General features: G+C 61.4%; 23 protein-coding genes. 11 read left to right on the top strand and 12 right to left on the bottom strand.

Annotated features, from left to right (window positions below):
• Positions 1–114 precede the first annotated feature (114 nt).
• Positions 115–2,568, bottom strand: a complete 2,454-nt coding sequence (locus ACTG20_RS20225; protein ID WP_439987363.1) for a zinc/cadmium/mercury/lead-transporting ATPase — start codon at positions 2,566–2,568, stop codon at positions 115–117.
• A 184-nt stretch (positions 2,569–2,752) separates the two neighbouring features.
• On the opposite strand from ACTG20_RS20225, the gene tpx reads away from it, so the two are divergent.
• Positions 2,753–3,253, top strand: coding sequence for a thiol peroxidase (gene tpx, locus ACTG20_RS20220; RefSeq protein ID WP_005341463.1), 501 nt, complete (start codon positions 2,753–2,755; stop codon positions 3,251–3,253).
• Positions 3,254–3,311: 58 nt separating this feature from the next.
• On the opposite strand, the gene ACTG20_RS20215 is transcribed toward tpx, so the two are convergent.
• Positions 3,312–4,139: an ABC transporter substrate-binding protein gene (locus ACTG20_RS20215; protein ID WP_439987362.1), complete on the bottom strand. Its 828-nt coding sequence runs from the start codon at positions 4,137–4,139 to the stop codon at positions 3,312–3,314.
• A 143-nt stretch (positions 4,140–4,282) separates the two neighbouring features.
• On the opposite strand from ACTG20_RS20215, the gene ACTG20_RS20210 reads away from it, so the two are divergent.
• On the top strand, positions 4,283–5,503 hold the full coding sequence (locus ACTG20_RS20210) for a DEAD/DEAH box helicase (RefSeq protein WP_439987360.1): 1,221 nt from the start codon (positions 4,283–4,285) through the stop codon (positions 5,501–5,503).
• 2 nt (positions 5,504–5,505) lie between these two features.
• On the opposite strand, the gene ACTG20_RS20205 is transcribed toward ACTG20_RS20210, so the two are convergent.
• The 3 genes from ACTG20_RS20205 to ACTG20_RS20195 form a co-directional block, all read right to left on the bottom strand.
• Complete coding sequence (locus ACTG20_RS20205) at positions 5,506–6,291, bottom strand: hypothetical protein (protein WP_439987359.1); 786 nt, start codon at positions 6,289–6,291, stop codon at positions 5,506–5,508.
• Entirely contained in the window at positions 6,288–7,604 is a 1,317-nt protein-coding gene (locus tag ACTG20_RS20200; protein ID WP_439987358.1) for a sphingomyelin phosphodiesterase, read from the bottom strand. Before ACTG20_RS20200 ends, ACTG20_RS20205 begins: the two co-directional genes overlap by 4 nt.
• A 194-nt stretch (positions 7,605–7,798) precedes the next feature.
• Positions 7,799–8,629, bottom strand: coding sequence for a lysostaphin resistance A-like protein (locus ACTG20_RS20195; RefSeq protein WP_439987357.1), 831 nt, complete (start codon positions 8,627–8,629; stop codon positions 7,799–7,801).
• Positions 8,630–8,749: 120 nt separating this feature from the next.
• Between ACTG20_RS20195 and ACTG20_RS20190 the strand changes: the two genes are divergently transcribed.
• Positions 8,750–9,487 carry a substrate-binding periplasmic protein gene (locus tag ACTG20_RS20190; protein ID WP_439987356.1) on the top strand — a complete coding sequence of 246 codons (738 nt, stop codon included), beginning with the start codon at positions 8,750–8,752 and terminating at the stop codon, positions 9,485–9,487.
• Between the two features lie 67 nt (positions 9,488–9,554).
• Here the strand turns inward: ACTG20_RS20190 and ACTG20_RS20185 are convergent, their stop codons facing one another.
• Together ACTG20_RS20185 and ACTG20_RS20180 are read right to left on the bottom strand one after the other, a co-directional pair.
• On the bottom strand, positions 9,555–9,851 hold the full coding sequence (locus ACTG20_RS20185; RefSeq protein WP_005340323.1) for a hypothetical protein: 297 nt from the start codon (positions 9,849–9,851) through the stop codon (positions 9,555–9,557).
• Positions 9,852–9,904: 53 nt separating this feature from the next.
• A complete protein-coding gene (locus tag ACTG20_RS20180; protein ID WP_439987865.1) occupies positions 9,905–10,279 on the bottom strand; it encodes a YacL family protein in 375 nt (124 codons plus the stop codon).
• A gap of 209 nt (positions 10,280–10,488) precedes the next feature.
• On the opposite strand from ACTG20_RS20180, the gene ACTG20_RS20175 reads away from it, so the two are divergent.
• The 7 genes from ACTG20_RS20175 to ACTG20_RS20145 all read left to right on the top strand — a co-directional run bounded on the left by ACTG20_RS20175 (position 10,489) and on the right by ACTG20_RS20145 (position 17,916).
• Positions 10,489–11,604, top strand: a complete 1,116-nt coding sequence (locus ACTG20_RS20175) for a sugar diacid recognition domain-containing protein (RefSeq protein ID WP_439987355.1) — start codon at positions 10,489–10,491, stop codon at positions 11,602–11,604.
• A 118-nt stretch (positions 11,605–11,722) separates the two neighbouring features.
• Positions 11,723–12,985, top strand: coding sequence for a GntP family permease (locus ACTG20_RS20170; protein WP_167573583.1), 1,263 nt, complete (start codon positions 11,723–11,725; stop codon positions 12,983–12,985).
• A 9-nt stretch (positions 12,986–12,994) separates the two neighbouring features.
• Positions 12,995–14,128 (top strand): glycerate kinase, encoded by a 1,134-nt coding sequence (locus ACTG20_RS20165; RefSeq protein ID WP_439987354.1) that lies wholly within the window; start codon positions 12,995–12,997, stop codon positions 14,126–14,128.
• A gap of 232 nt (positions 14,129–14,360) precedes the next feature.
• Positions 14,361–14,924: an NnrU family protein gene (locus ACTG20_RS20160; protein ID WP_439987353.1), complete on the top strand. Its 564-nt coding sequence runs from the start codon at positions 14,361–14,363 to the stop codon at positions 14,922–14,924.
• 58 nt (positions 14,925–14,982) lie between these two features.
• Complete coding sequence (locus tag ACTG20_RS20155; protein ID WP_042656240.1) at positions 14,983–15,519, top strand: glutathione peroxidase; 537 nt, start codon at positions 14,983–14,985, stop codon at positions 15,517–15,519.
• 82 nt (positions 15,520–15,601) lie between these two features.
• Positions 15,602–16,537 (top strand): LysR family transcriptional regulator, encoded by a 936-nt coding sequence (locus tag ACTG20_RS20150; RefSeq protein ID WP_439987863.1) that lies wholly within the window; start codon positions 15,602–15,604, stop codon positions 16,535–16,537.
• A gap of 182 nt (positions 16,538–16,719) precedes the next feature.
• Positions 16,720–17,916: a NupC/NupG family nucleoside CNT transporter gene (locus tag ACTG20_RS20145; protein ID WP_005348874.1), complete on the top strand. Its 1,197-nt coding sequence runs from the start codon at positions 16,720–16,722 to the stop codon at positions 17,914–17,916.
• A 101-nt stretch (positions 17,917–18,017) separates the two neighbouring features.
• Here the strand turns inward: ACTG20_RS20145 and ACTG20_RS20140 are convergent, their stop codons facing one another.
• The 5 genes from ACTG20_RS20140 to ACTG20_RS20120 form a co-directional block, all read right to left on the bottom strand.
• Positions 18,018–18,437 (bottom strand): DUF4426 domain-containing protein, encoded by a 420-nt coding sequence (locus ACTG20_RS20140; RefSeq protein WP_150390230.1) that lies wholly within the window; start codon positions 18,435–18,437, stop codon positions 18,018–18,020.
• A gap of 43 nt (positions 18,438–18,480) precedes the next feature.
• Positions 18,481–18,783, bottom strand: a complete 303-nt coding sequence (gene yggU / locus ACTG20_RS20135) for a DUF167 family protein YggU (RefSeq protein WP_179902587.1) — start codon at positions 18,781–18,783, stop codon at positions 18,481–18,483.
• A complete protein-coding gene (locus ACTG20_RS20130) occupies positions 18,783–19,334 on the bottom strand; it encodes a YggT family protein (RefSeq protein ID WP_047436998.1) in 552 nt (183 codons plus the stop codon). Before ACTG20_RS20130 ends, yggU begins: the two co-directional genes overlap by 1 nt.
• An 11-nt stretch (positions 19,335–19,345) precedes the next feature.
• Positions 19,346–20,170, bottom strand: a complete 825-nt coding sequence (proC, locus tag ACTG20_RS20125; RefSeq protein WP_439987351.1) for a pyrroline-5-carboxylate reductase — start codon at positions 20,168–20,170, stop codon at positions 19,346–19,348.
• Between the two features lie 142 nt (positions 20,171–20,312).
• Complete coding sequence (locus tag ACTG20_RS20120; RefSeq protein WP_076495788.1) at positions 20,313–21,014, bottom strand: YggS family pyridoxal phosphate-dependent enzyme; 702 nt, start codon at positions 21,012–21,014, stop codon at positions 20,313–20,315.
• 39 nt (positions 21,015–21,053) lie between these two features.
• Between ACTG20_RS20120 and tapT the strand changes: the two genes are divergently transcribed.
• A complete protein-coding gene (gene tapT / locus ACTG20_RS20115; RefSeq protein ID WP_005340354.1) occupies positions 21,054–22,088 on the top strand; it encodes a type IVa pilus ATPase TapT in 1,035 nt (344 codons plus the stop codon).
• The last annotated feature ends 20 nt before the right edge of the window (positions 22,089–22,108 follow it).

The following is a 22,108-nucleotide window of genomic DNA, read 5'->3' as shown; positions in this document are numbered from 1 at the left end:
TGCCGACCGGCAGGCGCGCTTTTTCTTTTACGGGGTGCCGTGAGAGAAATGAGAGGAAAAAGAAAAGCCGTCCCGGTTGGGGGACAGCTTTTGGTTGGGATGCTATCGGCTGGCTTAACGCTTGCGCAGCAGCCGCAGGGCGTTGGCGGTCACCAGCGCAGTGGCGCCGGTATCGGCCAGCACCGCAATCCACAAGCCGGTGATGCCGAGCAGGCTGGTGACCAGAAAGATGGCCTTCAGTCCCAGCGCCAGCGCGATATTCTGGTGAATATTGGCCAGTGCCGCCCGCGACAACCGGATCATCGCGGCAATACCGCCGAGCTGGTTGTGGGTCAGCGCCGCATCGGCGGTTTCCAGCGCCACATCAGTGCCGCCCCCCATGGCAATGCCGATACTGGCCCGCTTCATGGCGGGGGCATCGTTGATGCCATCGCCGATCATGGCAACCTTCCGGGTGCTTGTGAGCTTGGCGATCTCTTCGACCTTGTTCTCCGGCTGCAGGCCGGCACGCCAGCCCATCCCGAGTTCACCTGCGATGGCCTCGGCAGCGCGGGGGTTATCCCCGGTCAGCATGATGCTGTTGAGCCCGAGCCGGTTGAGCTCTTGCAGAGCGGCTGCCGCCTCCGGCCGGATCTGATCCCGCAGCGCCAGCAGGGCGACCGGCAGCGCTTGGTCGCCGATGCTCTGGCAGAGCACCACAACGGTCTTGCCCTGCCGCTCCAGCGAAGCAATCCGGGTTTGCTGTTCCATATTCAGGGCCGCCACCCGGCTCGGTGCCAGCAGTTGCCACAGTTCACCGTTGATGCGTCCCTCAACCCCCATGCCCGGCAGTGCGCGCAGGTCGCGGGCCTCCGCCAGCGTCAGCCCCTGTTCGGTCGCGTTGGCGACCACGGCGCGGGCCAGCGGGTGGTGGGAGCCCTGCTCGATGGCAGCCGCCAGTGCCAGCAACTCGGCCTCCGGTTGGTCATTAAGGCTGACCAGCTCGGTCAGCTGCGGCTTGCCCAGGGTCAGGGTGCCGGTCTTGTCAAACGCCACGGTATCGATATGGGCCAGTCGCTCCAGCGCGGCCCCGCCCTTGATTAGCGCCCCCTGACGGGTGGCGGCGGCCAGTGCCGAGGTAACCGCTGCCGGGGTGGAGATGACCAGCGCGCAGGGGCAGCCGATCAGCAGCAACGCCAGCCCGCGATAGATCCACTCGTCCCAGCTCTGGCCGAAGGCAAGGGGCGGCACCAGCACCACCAGCAGGGCGACCAGCATCATGGCCGGGGTATACCAGCGGCTGAAGCGGTCGATAAAGCGCTCGATGGGGGCGCGCTGGCTTTCGGCCTCCTCGATGAGGTGCAGAATGCGGTCGATGGCGTTGTTGCCGGGCTCGGAGACGACTTCAAGACGCAGCACCCGATCCGCCGCCAGACTGCCGGCTGGCACCTTGTCACCCTGACGGCGTTCCACCGGAATGGATTCACCGGTCAGGGCGCTCTCGTCAAAGGCTCCGAGGGTGTCGAGCAGGCGGGCATCGGCCGGTAGACGGGCACCCGGGGCGATTTCGATGATATCGCCGGGACGCAGCTCATCGGCAGCTACCTCTTCCCGCACCTCGCCCTCGGCAGTGGTACGGATCCGCAGCGCCTTGTCGGGTACCAGCGCCATCAGGGCGGTCACTCCGGCCCGGGCGCGTCCGGCGGCGTAGGCCTCCAGATGTTCACCCAGCATAAAGAGCAGCAGCACCATGGCCGCTTCGGCGGTCTCGCCGAGAAACAGGGCGCCCACGGCGGCCACCGTCATCAAGGTCTCGATGGCGAAGGGGGAGCCGCTTTTGGTCAGCGCCCACGCCTTGCGAGAGATAGGCCACAGCCCCCAGAGGGTCGCCAGGGTAAAGAGCGGCTGACCGAACTCTTTCGGCAGCAGGGCGGCGACCAGCATCAGACTGGCCAGTGACAGGGGCTGCCAATATTTGCCCAAAAAGTTACCGAATAGATTGCCTTGCAGGGGCTGTTGTGAAGCTTGCTTACGGCCAGCTACCTGCTTGTCAGCACTTTCCCCCTTGAGCTGGAAACCGGCGGCCAGCACGGCGGCGGTGACGGGATCGGGGGAGAGGCCGGGGGCCAGATCCACCACCAGCTTCTCGGTGGCAAACAGCACGCGCGCCTGCTGCACGCCGCTCACCCGGCTGACGGCGGTCTCGATCTTGCGGGCGCAGCTGGGGCAATCCATTCCCATCACCTGCCAGCTGTGGCGACTGTTGCCTTGTACCGGTGCAACCAGCGGGTCGGCAGGGGGCATATCGTGCTCATGCTCATGCTCATGCTCATGATCGTGAGCTGGCGATAAGGGGGCGCTGCAGCACGCTTGAGCGTGACAGCTTCCTCGGGGAGGCTCTTCATCCCCGGGGGATTCATTGCCGTCACGGGATGCGTGCTCATGAGGCGTCGGGGTTGAACAGCAACTGACGGGCGTGGTGTTGTCGCAGCAGTGGCTATCGTGGTGATGCTCACTCTGGCCGGAGGCCGCCTTGCTGACGGCCTTGATGGGGGCGGTGTGCTGATGATTGCAGCAGGATTTGCTCATGATGAGTCCCTCTTGATGGATCCCGCCCCTGCGAGATCCCTGATTACCGAGAAGGAGTCTAAACCTTGGTGTTAAGTCCAAGGTCAACCCCTTTATATCCCTTGTCTTCGAGGGTGTTTGTCTGGTCTCGCCGCCCCTATACTGATCACCCGGATTTTTACTACACCAATAAAGGACATAACACATGAGCAACTCAGTCACTCTGCAAGGCAACCCGGTTTCCGTCGCTGGTCACTTCCCGGTCGCCGGTGAGCAAGCCAAGCCCTTCTCCCTGGTGGCCAAGGATCTCTCCGATGTGACCCTGGCAAGCTTTGCCGGTCAACGCAAAATCCTGAACATCTTCCCGAGCGTCGATACCCCGACCTGCGCGACCTCTGTGCGCAAGTTCAACGAGCAGGCCAGCGCGCTGGAGAACACTGTCGTGCTGTGCATCTCCGCCGATCTGCCGTTCGCCCAGTCCCGCTTCTGCGGCGCCGAAGGTCTGGACAAGGTAGTGACCCTCTCCACCCTGCGCGGTGCGGCCTTCATGGAAGATTACGGCGTTGCCTTCTCTTCCGGTCCGCTGGTCGGTCTGACCGCTCGCGCCATCGTGGTGCTGGATGGTGACAACAAGGTGCTGCACAGCGAGCTGGTCGCCGAAGTGGCCGACGAGCCGAACTACGCTGCGGCGCTGGCCGTGCTGTAAGGCTGCAAGCCATAAAAAATCCCGCTTCGGCGGGATTTTTTATGCGGGAATTGTCCGTTCAGGGCGTAGCTGGCGGGGTGGTCGCCGGTTCAGCCTTGGCGGTTGGGGAGGGTTGCCACTCCACATAGGGGCGGTGGATCTTCTCGTAGATCTCGGCCAGTTTGCCGGTTGCAGCCAGCTGATCGATGGCTTGCCGGAGAAATTCGTCCATCTCATCACCTGCAGCCCCTTTCTGGATGATGAAGACATCCTCGAAATCTCCGAAAAATTCTCGCCTGATATTGGTCAGCCCCAGCTGCTTGAGCATCAGGTCGGCCTCCTCTTGCGCCCAGACAAAGGCGTCGATACGGCCGCGTGAGAGCTTGCGCAGTGACTGCTCGATACTCATCGAGCGCTGCACCGGGAAGGGCATATAGTCGGGAACGGCCTCGATCAGCAGATCCCGTTTGGTGGGCACTATGCCATAGGCCATATCCGTGGTGACCGGATTGGCGGTATTGCTGTAAATCACATGGGCAACTTTGCCAAAACTGCGGGTGCTGAAGCGATAAGCCAGCATATCGATATCCTTGAGGTTGCGGATGGCGGGCAGCCCCAGATCAGCCTTGCCGGAGATCACCCCAGCCATGGCACGGGCGATGGGGTAGATGGTGATCTTGATGGTCACATCGGGGTAGAGATCATCGATGGCGTGTACCAGATCGACAAAGGGGCCTGTCTTGTCGGCATTGATCAGCCCCGGCAGCTCGCCAAGGTGGGCATTGAGGATGCGCACCGGTTTCGGCGGCTCGGGGGCAGCGTCGTTCTCCGGAGTTTGCGACAGGCCGAGAGTCGCGCTGCCGAGCAGGGTGACCACGAGCAGCATAAGGGGGATGTGTCTGGTCATGGCGTGTCTCTCTTGGTGATGGGTCAGCTAAAGTGTAGTCAGCCCGTCGCCAGCCCCCTCGGCCAGGCCATCATGGATAGGGTTTTACTTCTCGGCCCCCGCTCACTAGACTTCGCCTCCCACTTCTTTGTTGACGTAGCGCCATGACCTTTAGCGAACTTGCCCTCCATCCCGCTCTGCTTGCCTCTTTGCCCGCCACCTTGCAGACGCCGACCCGCATCCAGCAGCTGGCCATTCCGGCTGCGCTGGCGGGGCAGGATCTGCTGGCGCTGGCCCAGACCGGCAGCGGCAAGACTCTGGCGTTTGGCTTGCCGCTGCTGCAACGGCTGGATCCTGCCTCCAGTCAGGTGCAGGGTCTGGTGTTGGTGCCAACCCGCGAGCTGGCGATTCAGGTCACTGCCGCGCTAAAAGCGGGGGCCGATGCGCTGGGGCTGCGCATCGTGACGTTGTGTGGGGGCGTTGCGCAGGAGCGGCAACAGGCCGAACTGGCGCAGGGGCCACAGCTGCTGGTCGCCACGCCGGGGCGGTTGCGGGATCTGCTGACCCAGCAACTGTTGGGGCTGGATGGTTTGCAACTGCTGGTGCTGGATGAAGCGGATCGCTTGCTGGAGATGGGCTTTGCTCCCGACATCAAGGCACTGCTCGGCTTTATTCCGGCGGATCGCCAGACCCTGCTCTTCTCCGCCACCTTGCCTGCCGAGCTGGAGACGCTGGCCAACGGCCTGCTGCACGAGCCTAACCGTATCGAGGCAAACCCCCTCAACAGCGTGGTGAACGAGATCGAAGAGCGGCTCTATCTGGTCAACAAGAGCAGCAAGGTCCCGGCGCTCATCAGCCTGCTCAAGGAGCAGGCATGGCCGCAGGTGCTGGTCTTTATCAGTGCGCGGGATGATGCCGACGGGGTTGCCAGAAAGCTGGCCAAGGCGGGCATTGCGGTGGCCGCCCTTCATGGCGAGAAGGAGCAGGCGGTGCGCGAGCAGGCGCTCGGCGATTTCAAAGAGGGCAAAATTCGGGTGCTGGTGGCCACCGACCTGATGGCGCGTGGCATCCATGTGGAGGCGCTGCCAGTGGTGATCAATCTGGACTTGCCCGCCAGCGCCCCCGTCTATGTACACCGCATCGGTCGTACCGCCCGGGCTGGCCGCGAGGGGCTGGCCATTTCGCTGGTCTGCCATGGCGAGAGTGACATGCTGCAAGCCATTCGCACCCTGACCGGCCGCGAGCTGCCGTTGGGCGATCTGGCTGGATTCCCGGTTACCGACCAGCCTGCCAGCGGGGAAGGCAAGCGCCCCCCGCGTGACAAGCAGGCCAATCGCCGTACTCAGGCCAAGCGCAGCGTCAAGCAGTTCAAGGGCAAGCGCTGACCTCAGGGTTTACCTTGCTCCCGCGCGAAGAAGTCACGACGCCACTGGCTCAACACCTCCTCCTTGTGTTGTTGCCACAGCGCAGGATCCATCTGCTGTTGGCTGGCCGCCAGTTGCTGCTCGAGCTCGGCCAGCTCTCGCTGGTAGCGGCTGCGTTGATCGAGCTGCTGCTGGCGCGCCTCGGCAAACGCCAGCGTGGCTTCGGCCTTCTCTGCGGGCAGGAAGTGATGGGCCAGGGTGGCCAGCTCCTCATCTCCCCACCGCTGACGGGCTTGCTGCAGGCGGGCATCCGGGTTGAACAGATCCACCGCCAGATCCGGATGATCCGCCGCCCACCGGTCCTGCAAGCGGCTGAGGGTGTCCAGCCGCTCGGCCAGCGGTAACTGCTCGCTCTCTTGCGCCAACTGATCCAGCGCCAGGGCATAGCGCCCCTGTAGCCGGATCAGGCTCTCACCCTCGCTCAGCCACCCGGCCTCTGTTGCTTCCAGATTGCTCACACGCTGCGCCAGCGGCAACTCGCTGTCGCTGATCTCGCTGGCAAGCTGGTTGATCAGTTCATCCGGCATCGCCTGCCAGCTGCTGGGCACTTCTTTGCTTTTGCCATCCATCCCCTCAGCGTTTGGCATGCGGGGAGGCGGGCTCCCCGGTTCTGCTGGCAACTGCACATCGGCCGGAGAAGGCGTCGTCGACCGTTCTGGCGATATCGGGGGCTGCTCTTCCTGCCAGCCCAGATTCACCAGCAAAAGGGTCAGGATAGCCAGTGCCAGTATCCTGTAACGGCGAGTCATCGGCTGATCTCTCCCTTGACCGGGAAGTGGTCTGAGAGGTTGCTGGCGGGCCAGAGGCTGCCATCGCTGCTGCGCGGGATCCAGACCGTGTTGAGGTTGTGGCTGGCGCTGCCGTATTCCCGGCTCACCACCAGATAGTCCAGATACTCTACGTTGGCGCCACCGGAGAGCGGGCCACCGGCATAGGGGTTGATCCTGGGGTCGAAGGTGGCTTCGGTATAGCCGCCATAGGCGAGTTCATGGGCGTTCAGATTAGCCAGCATGTTGGCGTAGTCATCGGCAAACTTGCGTTTGTTGACGTTGAAGTCGCCGCCGTAGATGACGGTGTCGGTGGCCGGGATCTTGAGGCTGGCTGCCAGAGAGCGGATCTGACCGAACTGGATCTGCCGCAGCTTGCGCGCCTCGTCGGTGTCGAAGCTGGCGGTGTGGGTGGCGAACAGGTGCCACGCCTTGCCCCCCTTGATCACCTCGGCGTACATCACCCCCTTGTCGGCGAAGCAGTCGGTACCGGTGCATTGGGGATAGACCAGCTGGGCCTCCCGCACTATGGGATAGCGGCTGACGATCACCACGCCGCCGTCATGAATGTTGACCCCGGGCTTGTCGAGTACTTTGGTCTGGTAGGGGTACTCTTTCGCCAGCGCCTGCAAAAAGCCCTCGCGGCGGCCATCGAATACCTCTTGCAGCAGCAGGGCGTCATAGCCCTTGAGATAATCGGGCAGCAAGGTCAACCGCTCGCCGATGCTGGAGGCGATCACCGGCAGTGCCCAGACGTTGTAGCTGGCCACCTTGAGCCTGTTTTCTGCCGGTTCCGGTTGCTCCCGTTTTTGGGGAGGCGTGATCATATAGTGCAAATCGTCGTAACGGCCGGTGAACTTGGCGGCAAAGGCCAGATCTTGTGGCCCCGTAACTCGGTGGATCGCCCGATCGTTTTGCCAGCCGGATGCGCTGGTCGGTGTCTCGCCACCGTGCTGCAAGGTGGTGTTCCACCAGGTTCCCTCCATCAGCTGGTTGAGCCGATAGACGTCGCCACCCGCTGTGGTCACGCGGGTTTCGAACAGATAGCTCTTGCCCGCCTTGACCCCCTCATAGCGATTGAAGCTGAGTACCATGGCGCTCTCCCACGGGCCCAGCTCGGTGCGGTGCTGGCTCCAATGACTGCCGGGTTGCAGCTGGCCGCTGCCGCTTTGGCGGATGTCGATCTGGAGCGGTTCAGGACTGTTGTTGGTGAGGTAGACATCGGTATCGGCCAGTGCCAGTTGCGGGAACTGGCTGACCAGCAGCAGGGCGGCATAACTGAGGGTTTTCTGCATCACAGGATCCTTTTGGTTGCAGGGCAATGGAAAGTGACTGTTATGGCGAATGCAGAGGTCAGTTTGTTTACATTTTGGTTACAAGTAAATGAATTGGTTTTGTTTGGAGCTTTATGGCGGTGTAAAGCGAGCGAGGCAGCACGCTTAAAGAGAGAGGAGCGAGGGAAGGCGCCCGTGTCAGGCGCCTTCAGGAGTTAGCGGTGGGCCAGCGGGTAGGTGAAGAGCGCCAGATGGGCGAAGTTGAAGGCGAAGTGGATCAGGATGGCCACGGAGAGCCGCCCGCTGAGCTGGAATGCCAGGCCATAGCAGCAGCCTGCCAGGGTCGCAAACAGCGCCAGCAGCGGGCCAGCGGGCAGGTGGATGGCTCCGAACAGTAGCGCAGCCACGACGATGCCAATCCAGGGGCGGTAACGTTCGGTCAGCCCCTGCTGGATCGCGCCGCGAAACAGCGCCTCTTCTGCCACACAGGTGAACAGCAGATTGTTGAGTGCAAACAGCCACCACCAGTGGGGCAGACCCACTTCCGGTTTCAGTGCCCCCAACTGCCAGGCGATGACCAGCAGGGCACCCAGCGGCAGCAGTAACAGGGCCAGCGGGCGCCAGCGGATTACGCCCCCCTTGCCCAGCAGCATCGGGCAGGCCAGCAGCAAGCCAAAGAGCAGCAGCGGCTTGTCGAGGTTCAGATACATGTTGAACGGCACGCTGGCGGGGCCTGCCAGCGCCTGATCCAGCACCTTGAGATTGTTGAAGCCGGGGATGAGGTGCAGGGTCAGCGCAATCGCCCAGAGGATCAGCACCACTCTGGCCGCCATCGCCCAGCGGGCGGGGAGGGTTGGCGTACGCCACGCCAGCAGTAATCCTGCGACCGAGACCAGCAGGGCGGGTAGCGTCATTCGGTCAAGCCACAGTGCCAGCAGCAGGGAGAGTCCCAGCAGAGCAAAGGCGGGAAGACGTTGGCGGAAGAGGGCAAGCAGCACGGCCAGCGCCAGCGCGCCCCAGATAAATGAGTCGGGAAGGGGTAACATTGGATCTCCTTGATCGAGGCAGGCGGCAACCTTAACAAGTGGGCGCCAGCAGGACAACCGCGCAGGAGGTGGTCGGATCCCTTCTCTATACTCATCAACAGGGTAAAGGGAGAGCAGCTGATGAAGCACTGTCTGTGGTTGTTGTGTTGTTGGTGTGTCTGGCTGCAAGCGGTACCCTTGCTGCTGGTGACCGGTGAGTTCACCCCCTATACCGGCAAGGCCCTGCCTGAAGGCGGCGAGAGCACCCGGCTGGTGACGACCCTGCTGCAAGAGGCCGGGTATCGAGAGCTCCAGGTCGACTACCTGCCCTGGCCCCGCGGCTATCTGTTGACCCGCAATGGGTTGGTCGCGGCCACCTTCCCCTACGCCTGGACTGCCGAGCGGGCCAAGCTCTTCCACTACAGCGCTCCCATTCATATTGATCGCCTCTCCTGGTTTACCTATCGGGGGAGCGAGGCCATTCAGGCTGGCCGCTGGCAAGGGTTGCGTGTCTGTATTCCGCTGGGGTGGAGTACCAGCCATGCCGACGGGGTGATCAAGAGTTTCGGGCTGGATCTGCAGCGCCCCAAGACCCTGGCACAGTGTCTGCAACTGCTGGATCGCAAACGGATCGATCTGCTGCCGATGAACGAGACGGTGACCCGGGATGCCAGCCGTCAGTTGTTTGGTGACCCCTGCCATCTGCAGGCATTGCCCCACTTTCGCCAGAGCGACACTTTTTATCTGATCATTTCACGGCAGTACCCGGAGGCCGCCAGTCTGCTTGAGCGCTTCAATCATGCCCTGGCTGCCGCCCGTGCCGATGGTCGCTATGACCAACTGGTCTCCCGAGCCGGAAAGGGGATCGATTGCCGTTGAGAGTACCTGGGCGGAAAACAAAAAGCCGGAGCAGTGGCTCCGGCTTTCTATTTGCCTTCAGGGACGCTTAGCGGCCTGATTCGGCAATCACGCGGGCGATGATATCGGCGCGCTTGCTGGCTTCCAGTTCGCCCAGGGCGATCAGGCCAGCCTTGAAGATGACGTTCTTCGGCAGGCTGACGTCATCCAGCGTGGCGATCGCTTCAACGTGCATGCCGTTCAGACGGCTGGCATCGCGCGGGCTCAGGTTGACCTGGGTGTTCATCACCTGCTTGCCTTTCTTTTTGGCAGGTGCAGCCGCTTTCTTGGTGGATTCCTGTTCTTCGTCTTCCGGCAGTTCGTCATCAAAATCGTAAATAGACATAGTCAATCCTGTTGAGTTAGGCAAAAGGGCACATTTGCCCGACATTGGGTCAATCAGCCCATATCCTCGTTACGGATAAAGGCGCGCCAGGAGGTGAGCACCTGGGCAAAATCTTCCAGCCCGCACATGGCCAGCTGTTCATCATCGTAGTAGGCGAGATCGTCAAGATCATCACCCAGCTCGATATTGAGGGCGTTGGCTTTCACCTCCGCCTCTTCATGGGTCAGCAGCAGGGAGTAGTCACCGCCGTTGAGCCGATATTCGACTCGGGTGCGGTTGGAGAGCTGATCAATGATGGAGAAGAGCTCGTCGAGCTTCTCCTCATCCTTGCCAACCTCGTCGATCAGCCACTGACCGATAGCTTCATGGCCCATGGAGAACCGGGCGCGATAGCCACCAAACGGGTCGCGGCGAAATTCATAATCCATAGCACAGTCCAGATCGGAGGGATGGGCCATCACGGGCAGGCGGGTGCAAGCACGCAATTCCTGCTCCATGGCGGGGCACACATCGGGTAAAGTGGCCTATTCTAGCGATCCCCCTCTCGCTTGTCTTGATGATGTGGCATCTTTGCGCCCATGTGCCCTGAATCGGCCCGTGGTGGCGTAGCCAGATCAGCCCCTTGTCCGGAGATGTTATGCAGCTAAACGATAATCTTGCCCGCCAGATCGTCGCACGGGCGATGAAGATCCTCTCCTTTTCGGTCAACGTGATGGACGAACATGGTCTCATCATTGCGTCCGGCAATCCGGAACGGATCCATCAGCGCCACGAAGGGGCCGTGCTGGCGCTCACCGAAAACCGGGTGGTGGAGATCAGCGAAGCGACTGCCTTGCAGCTCAAGGGGGTGCGACCCGGCATCAATTTGCCCATCTCCTATCAGGGGGAGCTGATCGGGGTGATCGGCATCTCTGGCGATCCGGAGGAAGTGCGTGCTTACGCCGAGCTGGTGCGAATGACGGCCGAACTGATCCTGGAGCAGGCGGCGCTCACCGAGCAGTTGCAGTGGGACAAGCGCCACAAGGAGGAGCTGGTGTTGCAGCTCATTCGTGGTGAGGGACGAGTCGATCAATTGCAGCAGGCGGCCCGCTTTCTCGGGCTGGAGTTGGCCCAGCCTCGGGTGGTGGCCGTGCTTGCGCTGGAGGAGGCGGATCCGGCGCGTCTGCGGGAGCTGGTTCATCAGCTGGAGAACCCGGAGCGGGACAATCTGGTCGCCATCAACGGGCTCGACGAGATAGTGGTGCTCAAACCGGCGCAATTGAGTGATGGCGTCTGGCAATCGGCGCAGGAGCGCAGCCGGATCAAGCAGTTGCTGGCGCGCATTCCCCACTTCAAGGTGCATATCGCGGTGGGCGATTACTTCGCCGGGATCGACGGGCTGGCGCGCTCTTACCAGACGGCGCGGGATACATTGCGCCGTGGCATGCGGCAGGCGCCGCGCAAACAGGTCTACTTCTTCGAGGACTACCGTTTGCCGGTGCTGCTGGGGAGTCTGGCGGACTCCTGGCAAGCGGATCAGCTGCGCACACCGCTGCAGAAACTGGCCCGGGAAGATGGCAAAGGGGCGCTGCAGAAGACCCTGCGCCACTATTTCTTGCAGGATTGTGATCTGTATCGCTGCGCCGAAGCCCTGTTCATTCACCCCAATACCCTGCGTTACCGACTAAGCAGGATCGAGCAGATAACCGGGTTGAATTTCAACAAGTTAGACGACAAATTTTTGCTCTATCTCGGCCTTAATCTCGACTTGTGATTGTGAGATTTGACAAAAAACCACGTTTACATGACGCAATTTTTGGTTTTTAAGCCAAAGCATTCTGATTACAGATCTCCATAATGGCGGCCATTCACTCCTATTGAAGGTGTCCGTCATGATCCCGGTTACTGCCCTTGGCGCCATTGCGGCGCTCTCTATCGCCATCTTCCTCATTCTGAAGAAGGTGCCGCCCGCTTACGGCATGATCGTGGGTGCCCTGGCCGGTGGACTGATTGGCGGTGCCGACCTGACCCAGACCGTTGCCCTGATGATCGGCGGCGCCCAGGGGATCACCACAGCTGTGATGCGGATCCTGGCGGCCGGTGTACTGGCGGGCGTGCTGATCGAATCGGGTGCGGCCACCACTATCGCCGAGACCATCGTCAAGAAGCTGGGTGAAACCCGCGCCCTGCTGGCACTGGCGCTGGCGACTCTGATCCTGACTGCGGTCGGCGTATTCGTGGATGTGGCCGTTATCACGGTCGCCCCCATCGCGCTGGCCATCGCCCGCCGTGCCGATCTCTCCAAGGCGGCCATCCTGCTGGCGATGATCGGCGGCGGCAAGGCGGGCAACGTCATGTCCCCCAATCCCAACGCCATTGCCGCGGCTGATGCCTTCCATCTGCCCCTGACCTCTGTGATGGCGGCGGGCATCATTCCGGGTCTGTTCGGTCTGGTGATGGCCTACTGGCTAGCCAAGCGGCTGAACAACAAGGGCAGCAAGGTTGCTGCCGACGAGGTGGTGAGCTTTGCCGGTGCCAAGTTGCCGGGCTTTGCCGCCGCCATCAGCGCGCCGCTGGTCGCCATCCTGTTGCTGGCACTGCGACCGGTCGCCGGTATCGTGGTGGATCCGCTGATTGCACTGCCCCTCGGTGGTCTGGTCGGCGCCCTGATGATGGGGAAATTCAGCAAGGTGAACCAGTTTGCGGTATCCGGTCTCGCCCGCATGGCGCCAGTCGCCATCATGCTGCTGGGTACCGGTACCCTGGCAGGCATCATCGCCAACTCAGGCCTGAAAGATGTGCTGATCAGCGGCCTGACCGCCTCCGGTCTGCCTTCTTACCTGCTGGCGCCTATCTCCGGTGCCCTGATGTCGCTGGCAACCGCCTCGACTACCGCCGGTACCGTGGTGGCCTCCAACGTATTCAGCTCCACCCTGATTGAACTGGGGATCAGCAGTCTGGCCGGGGCGGCGATGATCCATGCCGGTGCCACCGTGTTTGACCACATGCCCCACGGCTCTTTTTTCCATGCCACCGGTGGCAGCGTCCACATGGGGGTGGGGGAGCGCCTGAAACTTATCCCTTACGAAACTGCAGTCGGTCTGACCATTGCCACTGTCTCCACCCTGATGTTTGGCGTGTTTGGCCTCGCCTAAGGAATTGATATGAAAATTGTTATTGCCCCCGATTCATTCAAGGAGAGTCTGAGCGCCATGGCGGTGGCTGATGCCATCGAGGCCGGTTTCAAGCAGGTGCTGCCGAACGCCACCTACGTCAAATTGCCGATGGCCGATGGCGGTGAGGGCACGGTGCAATCGCTGGTCGATGCCACCGGTGGCCGGATCCTGCCGGTCGAAGTGACCGCGCCTCTTGGCAACAAGGTGCAGGGCTTCGTCGGCCTGCTGGGTGATGGCCAGCGCGCCGTCATCGAGATGGCCGCCGCCTCCGGCATCCATCTGGTTGCGCCCGAGCAGCGCAATCCGCTGCTCACCTCCAGCTTCGGTACCGGTGAGCTGATCCTGGCGGCGCTGGAGATGGGGGTGAAGCACCTGATCCTCGGCATTGGCGGCAGCGCCACCAATGACGGCGGTGCCGGCATGATCCAGGCGCTCGGCGGCAAGTTGCTCAAAGCGGATGGTGCGCCTATTGCTCTGGGTGGCGCAGGTCTCAGTGAGCTCGCGACCATCGATCTGAGCAGTCTGGATCCGCGTCTGGGTGAGCTGGTTATCGAGGTAGCGTGCGATGTGAACAACCCGCTCTGCGGCCCGAAAGGCGCCTCTGCGGTGTTTGGCCCGCAAAAGGGGGCGACCCCGGAGATAGTGCAGCAGCTCGATGCCAACCTCTCCCGTTATGCCGATTGCATCGAGCAGGCCCTCGGCAAGCAGGTGAAGGATATTGCGGGGGCGGGTGCCGCCGGTGGCATGGGCGCCGCGCTGGTCGGTCTGCTTGGTGCCGAGCTCAAGCCCGGCATCCAGATCGTCATCGAAGCCCTGAAACTGGCCGAGGAAGTGGCCGATGCGGATCTGGTCATCACCGGCGAAGGGCGCATCGACAGCCAGACCATCCATGGCAAGACGCCAATCGGTGTCGCACGTTGCGCCAAGCAGTTCGGCAAGCCGGTGATCGGCATCTCCGGTTGCCTGACCGACGATTGCGGTGTGGTACACGATCACGGGCTGGACGCGGTATTCGCCGTGGTCAACCGCGCCATGTCTCTGCCGGAGGCGCTGGAGAGCGCCAGCACCAACATTCAACTCACTGCGCGCAACGTAGCAGCGCTCTATCAGCTCAAGGGCTGATCCGGTTCGGCCGATGCGCCCCATCGGCCACTCAATATCCCCGTTTGGGGCATCTCCCATCCCGCGAGATGTCTGACTGCCCTGGCACTTATTTGCCGATCCATCGTGATCGGCTCTTTTCTTTCTGCTCCTTTGTCTTGCCACACTTTTGACTCCATGGGTCAGCGCGGTTTTGATAGGCGCACATCTCCCTTTACGGCATAGTGGTCGTACCAAGTACAAGGAGAGACTCATGTTCCTGCTGACCCTGGGGGTTGCGCTGTTTACCCTGATCCATCTCTATCCCTGTTTTGCGGTGGCCCATCGGGCGCGACTGAGAGAACGGCTGGGTGAGAATCGCTACAAGGGGCTCTTCTCCCTGCTGGTGTTTATCGCCATCGCCTGCATCATCGCCGGTTGGCGCTCGGCCAGCTCGCTGCCGCTCTACTTCCTGCCGGAGTGGGGGCCGATGACCATGACGGTGATGATGCCCTTTGCGCTGATCCTTTTTTTCTCCGGCCAGGGGCCCAACCATCTGCGCCGCTGGCTGGTGCATCCCCAACTGCTCGGTACCCTGCTCTGGGCGGTGGCTCATCTGCTGGTCAACAGCGAGGCGCGCTCTCTGGTGCTGTTTGGCGGCATCGGGCTGTGGGCGCTGGTGAGCATGTTCTGGATTTCGGTGCGGGACTGGCAGCGATTTCCCCGCCCGGCGGCCAACTGGACGGGCACCGGCATCAGCGTCGGGGCGGGCCTGGCTGCCACTGCGCTGCTGGTGTTCTGGGGCCACGGCTGGCTGACCGGCATTCCCCTGCATTGAGAGTGAACTGCGGCTCCGGTAACCGCGTATGATGGACAAAACAAAAGGAGTTTTGGTGATGAAATGGTTCACTCTGTTGCTGTTATTGGGGGCCAGCGCGGCCTCTGCGGCGTGCCCCGATTATTTCAATGTGGAGATGCGGGAGCTAAACAACTCTCAGCGCCACAACCTCTGTCAGCTGACCGAGGGCAAGGTGGTACTGGTGGTCAATACCGCCTCCTACTGCGGCTACAGCGGTCAGTTCCGCGATCTGGAGAAGCTCTACCAGAGCTACAAGGATAAAGGGCTGATTATTCTGGGTTTCCCCTCCAACGATTTCTGGCAGGAGGCGGGCAACGAGACCAAGACCGCCGAGGTGTGTCGCCGCGACTATGGCGTCACCTTCCCGATGTTCAATCGGGTAGCGGTGCGGGGCTCCGATGCTGTGCCACTGTTCAAGGGGCTGGCGGCGGCCGCTGACGGGGATGAGCCGAACTGGAACTTCCACAAGTATCTGGTGGGGCGGGATGGCAAGCTGATCGCCAGCTACGGCGCCAACCAGAATCCGGCTGACGACCCCCTCAAACTGCAGATCACCCGGGCGCTGGGGCTCTGACCCTACCCCTTGGCGGGCGGCTCTGGAATAATGGGCTCCCGCCACTCAATCCGGTTATCCTGTGCTGCAACGTCTTCCTCAAATGGTGATCTTCGATGCGCTGGTACGCGAGCAGGGGATCTCTGCCGCCGCCCGTCGTCTCGGCGTATCCAAATCCCATATCAGCAAGCAGCTGGCGCTGCTGGAGACCACCCTTGGCGCCCAGCTGGTCCAGCGCACCACCCGCCGCTTCGTCCTGACCGAGCTGGGTCAGGAGTATGCCCGTCACTGTCATGCGCTGGTGGCGGTGGCGCAGGAGGCGGACTCCATGATCGCCGAGCGGCGCGGCAAGGTGAGCGGTGTGCTCCATCTCGGGGTGGGCCAATCCTTTGGCCGCTTGCACGTCATTCCTCATCTCAAGGCGTTTCAGGATCGCTATCCCGAGCTGGAGCTGGAGGTCTCGCTGTTCGACCACAGAACCAATCTGGTGGATGAGGGGCTGGATCTCTGGCTCACCACCTATGAGGACAAGCCGGAAGGGCTGGTGGGACAGCGGCTGGCCGACATTGGCTTCGTGGTGGCGGCTTCGCCGGATTACCTGCTGAGCCACGGCACGCCGCTTCATCCCAAGGATCTGGCCCAGCACAACTGCATCACTTACCAGAGTCGGGAGCGACGCTATCACCAGTGGTCGTTTCGCCAGGGCAAGGAGCGCCAGACGGTGCAGGTGGCGGGCAACTATCGGGTGGATATGGCGGAGGCGGTGCGGGATGCGGCACTGGCCGGGCTCGGTATCGCCTATATTGCCAACTACTTGCTGGACAAGGAGTTACAGAGCGGCAAGCTGATCCCTGTGTTGCCAGGGTGGCGACCGAACCAGCAGATGGCGGTACACGCCGTTTATGCCCGGCGCGAACATCTGGATCCCAAGATCCGTCTCTTCATCGATTTCCTCAAGGCCAGCTTTGGCACCGAACCCTATTGGGAGCAGCGACTGGCCCCCTGGCTCGGGGGTAAATTGTCCGGTGGCGAGGAATAATTGTTTCCACATAAGAACTCTCGATTTCTCCTGATACTAAAATTGAACCAAATCAGCCAGTTGGCGCAACCGATATCGTGCAAACGTTTTTTCTAACAGGGTTGTAACCAAGCGGACTTGCAGTGACGGGGGGAGAGGCGCAGAATCCGCGCCCATCTTTTGCCCCACCTGATGGAGTCCCTATGATTGCCCTGCTCGGCATCCTGAGTATCCTGGCGCTTGCCGTCATCTGCTCTGATAATCGTCGTCGTATCCCATTGCGAACAGTTGGCCTTGCCCTCTGCCTGCAAATCATGTTTGCCGGTCTAGTGCTCTGGCTGCCTGCCGGTCAGCATGTGCTGAACGGGGTCAGTGAGAGCGTAAGCAGCGTGATCGGTTATGGTCAGGAGGGGATCGCCTTCCTGTTCGGTGATCTGGCCAAGTTCAAGCTGGGCTTCATCTTTGCCTTCAACGTGTTGCCGGTCATCATCTTCTTCTCCGCGGTGATCGCCATCCTCTACCACATCGGCATCATGCCTCGGGTCATCGCCCTGCTGGGTGGTGGCTTGCAGAAATTGCTGGGCACCGGCCGTGCCGAGAGCCTCTCCGCGACCGCCAACATCTTCGTCGGCATGGTGGAAGCGCCGCTGGTGGTCAAACCCTACCTCTCCAAGATGTCCGATTCCCAGTTCTTCGCTGTGATGAGCTGTGGTCTCGCCTCCGTCGCCGGTGGCACCCTTGTGGGTTATGCCAGCCTAGGGGTTGAGCTGAAATACCTGATCGCAGCGGCCTTCATGTCGGCCCCTGCCGGTCTGGCGATGGCCAAGATCCTGGTGCCGCCGGGAGCTGAAGAGGTCGATCACCATCAGGATGTGGAGATCCCCCGCGCCACCAACGTGATTGAGGCGGCGGCCGATGGCGCCATGTCCGGCCTCAATATCGCGGTGGCAGTCGGTGCGACCCTGCTGGCCTTCGTTGGCGTGATCGCCATGCTCAATGGTCTGCTGGGTTGGGCTGGCGGTCTGGTGGGGCTGGATCTGAGCTTCCAGATCATTCTGGGCTGGCTGTTTGCCCCCGTCTCCTGGCTGATCGGTGTACCCTGGGATCAGGCACAAGCCGCTGGCGCCCTGATCGGTACCAAGATCGTGGTCAACGAGTTCGTCGCCTTCATCGGTCTGGTGCAGGATCAGACCCTGAGCGAGTCGAGCAAGGCCATCGTGACCTTCGCCCTGTGCGGCTTTGCCAACATCTCCTCCATGGCGATCCTGATCGGCGGTCTGGGCTCCATGGTGCCGGAGCGCAAATCCTTCATCGCCCGTTACGGCATGCGCGCCATTCTCTCCGGCGTGCTGGCGAACCTGATGAGCGCCTGTCTGGCCGGTCTGTTCCTCGCCCTGTAACAGTCGCGGTACGGAATAGATGCAACAAGGGCGCCCTCATGGCGCCCTTGTCATATGGATAAAATGAAGCCCCGGCCTTGGTCGGGGCTTCTTGTTGCTGCTCAGTCGACGTAGAAAGTTTGCTGGAAGCTGAGGTTCTGTTGCTGCCCACCGCCCATGATCTTCAGGGTGAACTGATAGGTATCTTCGTTGCGGTAGGGGAGGGTCGCCAGATAGTAGATGGCATCCCCCTCTTTTACCTCCTGAAAGTTCAGGGTGCGGATGGTGCCGGTCAGGTTCTTGGCCTCACCGGTGATCCCCACGGCTTGCGCCACTTTCTGCTTGTCCTGTACCGCGATATTGATGATGGCGTTATAGCGACTGCGCTCCAGTCCATACGCCTTGGCGACCTCGGGGGTGAGGAAGCTGGAGTTGAAGGCGCTGTAGTGCACCAACCAGGGGCCCAGCTCCTTCATCTGTTCTGCCTTGAGCGGCAGGGTCATCAGCAGTGCCAGCAGGCCACTCATCCAGGCTGTTTTCATCTGTCATCCCTCTCATATCTACGGTTGGCGCAGGCCGATTCATTCAGCCTTGCGTGTCATTCAGCAGTGTACTCACTTCTTGCGGCAACTGTTTGGGGCTGTCGATGGCGACGGTTTTGTGTCGCCCCAGCTCGCCCCGCACTATGGTGATCTGTCCCTTGGCCACCTTGAACTGCTTGGCCAGAAACTTGATCAGATGGCTGTTGGCCTGGCCATCGACGGGCGGCGCCGTGATGGCCACTTTCAGCTCTTCGCCATGCAATCCGATGATCTGATCCCGACTTGCCTTGGGCTGGATCACCAGATGCAGTACCAGTTCATCCCCTTGTTGCAGGACGGCTGGCATCAAATCATCCACCACAGCTGGCCGAACAGGTCACCCAGCAGGTAGTTGATGGCTTGCAGGCCGATAAAGGCGACTAACACCGAGAGATCCAGCCCGCCCAGTGCCGGCAGTACGCGGCGGATAGGGGCGAGGAACGGTTCGGTCAACTGATGCATCACGTATTCGATGGGGTTGCGGCCCTGGCTGACCCAGCTCAGGATGGCGCGGATCAGCAGTACCCAGAAGATCATCGAGCCCGCTTTCTTCAGCACGGTCAGCGCGGCAAACAGGCTGATGCTGAGCCAGTCCGCCAGCAGTACGTTCATGCTCTTGAGCAGGGCCAGCTTGGCGAAGGCGATGGCCAGCGCCAGCACCACGGAAGCGAGATCGATGCCGCCCAAGCCCGGGATAACGCGACGCAGCGGGATCACCAGCGGATTGGTCAGCTTGACCACCATCTGGCTCATCGGGTTGTAGAAGTCGGCGCGGGCCCACTGCAGCCAGACGCGCAGCAGGATCACCATCAGGTAGAGATCGAAAACGGTGTTAATCAGAAAGTAAGCAGTGTTCATCTGGGCTCCTGTTAGAAGAGGGTTTCCATTTCGGTGGCGCGAGCAACGGCCGCCTGCATGGCTTGCGCAGTCAGCGGCATCAGCCCCTGCTGCTGGAATGTCTTGATGGCTTCGGCTGTGGTGCCGCCCTTGCTGGTGACCTGCTCACGCAGGGTTTGCAGCGCCAGCTCAGGGTTCTGCTCCACCATGGTGGCTGCGCCCAGCGCGGTCTGCTGCACCAGCAGGCGTGCCTGCTCGGGCGAGAAGCCCATCGCCTCTGCCTCTTCGGCGATGGCCTGCATAAAGAGGAAGAAGTAGGCCGGAGCACTGCCCGCCGCGGCGATGACGCCGTTGATGCCGGACTCCTGCTCCACCCAGAGGGTCTTGCCAACCGCCTGCATCATCTGCTCGGCAAACTCGCGATCGTGGGCTCCAATATGCTCGGGCGCATAGAGGCCGGTCATGCCCAGCCCCAGCAGGGCAGGGGTGTTGGGCATGGTGCGTATGATGCGGTCATGGCCACCGGCCATCTCGCCAAGGCGCGCCACCTTGATGCCAGCCGCGATGGAGATGAGCAGCTTGCCCTCAAGGGAGCCCAACTCTTCAACCAGTGCTGACAGCATGCCGGCCATCAGCTGCGGTTTGACCGCCAGCACGATCACCTCTGCGTCGCGGGCCGCCTCGGCATTACTCTGGGTGATGCGAATGCCATGTTCGCTCGCCAGAGCCTCCAGCTTGGGCAGACTGGGGTTGGCTGCAGTGATCTGCCCAGCGGGATAACCCGCCTTGACCAGTCCGGCGATGATACTGCGGCTCATGTTGCCCGCGCCGATAAAGGCCAGCGTTCTATGCTGCATCAGATGCTCCTGTAGCACATGGGGTCGCGGCGGGGTGGGTGTTGCCTGCACCACCAGACGCCAGAATTCGGTGTTCCATCAAACGCTCCTGTTGATGAAGTCGCGGCAAGAGGCGGACGTATGGGTTATCCGCTGGCCTTGCCTATGAGTAGTCACGGGCGCCGAAGATGGCGGTGCCGACCCGCACCATGGTGCTGCCGTGGGCGATCGCCAGTTCAAGATCCTCGGTCATCCCCATCGAGAGGGTATCCACCGTGGGGTATTGTCGCGCAAGCTCGGTGAACAGAGTCTGCATACGGGTCATTTGAGCGGCCAGTACGCTCTCGTCACTGGTGTGTTCGGGAATGGCCATCAGCCCCCGCAGCACCAGTCGCTCACTTTGAGAGACCAGCTCGGCAAGGCGGAAAATCTCTTGTTCCGACGTTCCGGATTTGCTGCTCTCTCCGCTAATATTGATTTGCAGACAAACATTTAGCGGTGCCATTGTAGTTGGGCGCTGGTTGTTGAGGCGGTCGATCAGCTTGTCCCGATCCACGCTCTGCACCCAGTCAAACCGTTCGGCGACCAGTTTGGATTTGTTCGATTGCAAAGGGCCGATAAAGTGCCACTCTATGTCGCTATATTCCGGCTGCTGGCGCAAGGTATCGATCTTGGCCGCTGCTTCCTGGGCGTAGGATTCGCCAAAGCAGCGCTGACCTGCGGCATGGGCGGCCATGATGGCCTCGACAGGTTTGGTCTTGCTCACGGCCAGCAGGCGGATCTGCTGCAGGTTGCGGCTCGCCCGTTCGGCGGCCTGGGCAATACGTTCCTTTACCTGAAACAGGTGCTGGGCAATCTGGTTCATATTTCGTTAGTGATCTTGTGATGGGAGAATGACAAGTCTATGGATATCACAGAGTTATTGGCTTTCAGTGTAAAGCATAAAGCCTCGGATCTACACCTCTCGGCCGGGGTTCCCCCGATGATCAGGGTTGATGGTGAGGTTCGCAAGATCAATTTGCCCGCCCTGGAACACCGGGAAGTGCATGCCCTCATTTACGACATCATGAACGACCATCAGCGCAAGGAGCTGGAGGAGAACTTCGAGGTCGACTTCTCGTTCGAGGTGCCCAATCTGGCCCGTTTCCGGGTCAACGCCTTCCAGCAGGCTCGCGGCTCGGGCGCGGTATTTCGTACCATCCCCAGCACGGTGCTGAGCCTCGAGGATCTCGATGCGCCGGAGATCTTCCGCAAGATCGCCGAGTTCCCGCGGGGTCTGGTGTTGGTGACCGGCCCGACCGGCTCGGGTAAGTCGACCACCCTGGCGGCCATGGTCAACTACATCAACGAGAACTTCCATCACCATATCCTCACCATCGAAGACCCCATCGAATTCGTCCACGAGAACAAGCGCTGTCTGGTGAACCAGCGGGAAGTGCACCGGGATACCAAGAGCTTCAGCAACGCCCTACGCTCGGCACTGCGGGAAGACCCGGACATCATTCTGGTGGGCGAGATGCGCGACCTTGAGACCATTCGTTTGGCCATGACCGCCGCCGAAACTGGCCATCTGGTGTTTGGCACCCTGCACACCTCGTCGGCGGCCAAGACCATCGACCGTATCATTGACGTCTTCCCCGGCGCGGAGAAGGACATGGTGCGCTCCATGCTCTCCGAATCCCTGCGGGCGGTCATCTCCCAGACCCTGCTCAAGCGCATTGGTGGCGGTCGGGTGGCGGCTCACGAGATCATGATGGGCATTCCGGCGGTGCGTAACCTCATCCGGGAGGACAAGATTGCCCAGCTCTACTCGGTGATCCAGACCGGGATGACCCACGGCATGCAGACCATGGATCAGAGCCTCAAGCAGCTGGTTAGTCGTGGCGTGGTGGCATCCCTCGATGCCAAGGCCAAGGCCGTCGATCCCAACAGCATTTAAGCGACTCGCACCCAGGGAGG

Origin of the sequence: Aeromonas sp. 84A (assembly GCF_051919345.1) — a bacterium.
In the GTDB taxonomy this organism is placed as follows: domain Bacteria; phylum Pseudomonadota; class Gammaproteobacteria; order Enterobacterales; family Aeromonadaceae; genus Aeromonas; species Aeromonas veronii.
Note: the sequence above shows the minus strand (reverse complement) of the source record. Positions and strands in the feature narration are given on the sequence as shown.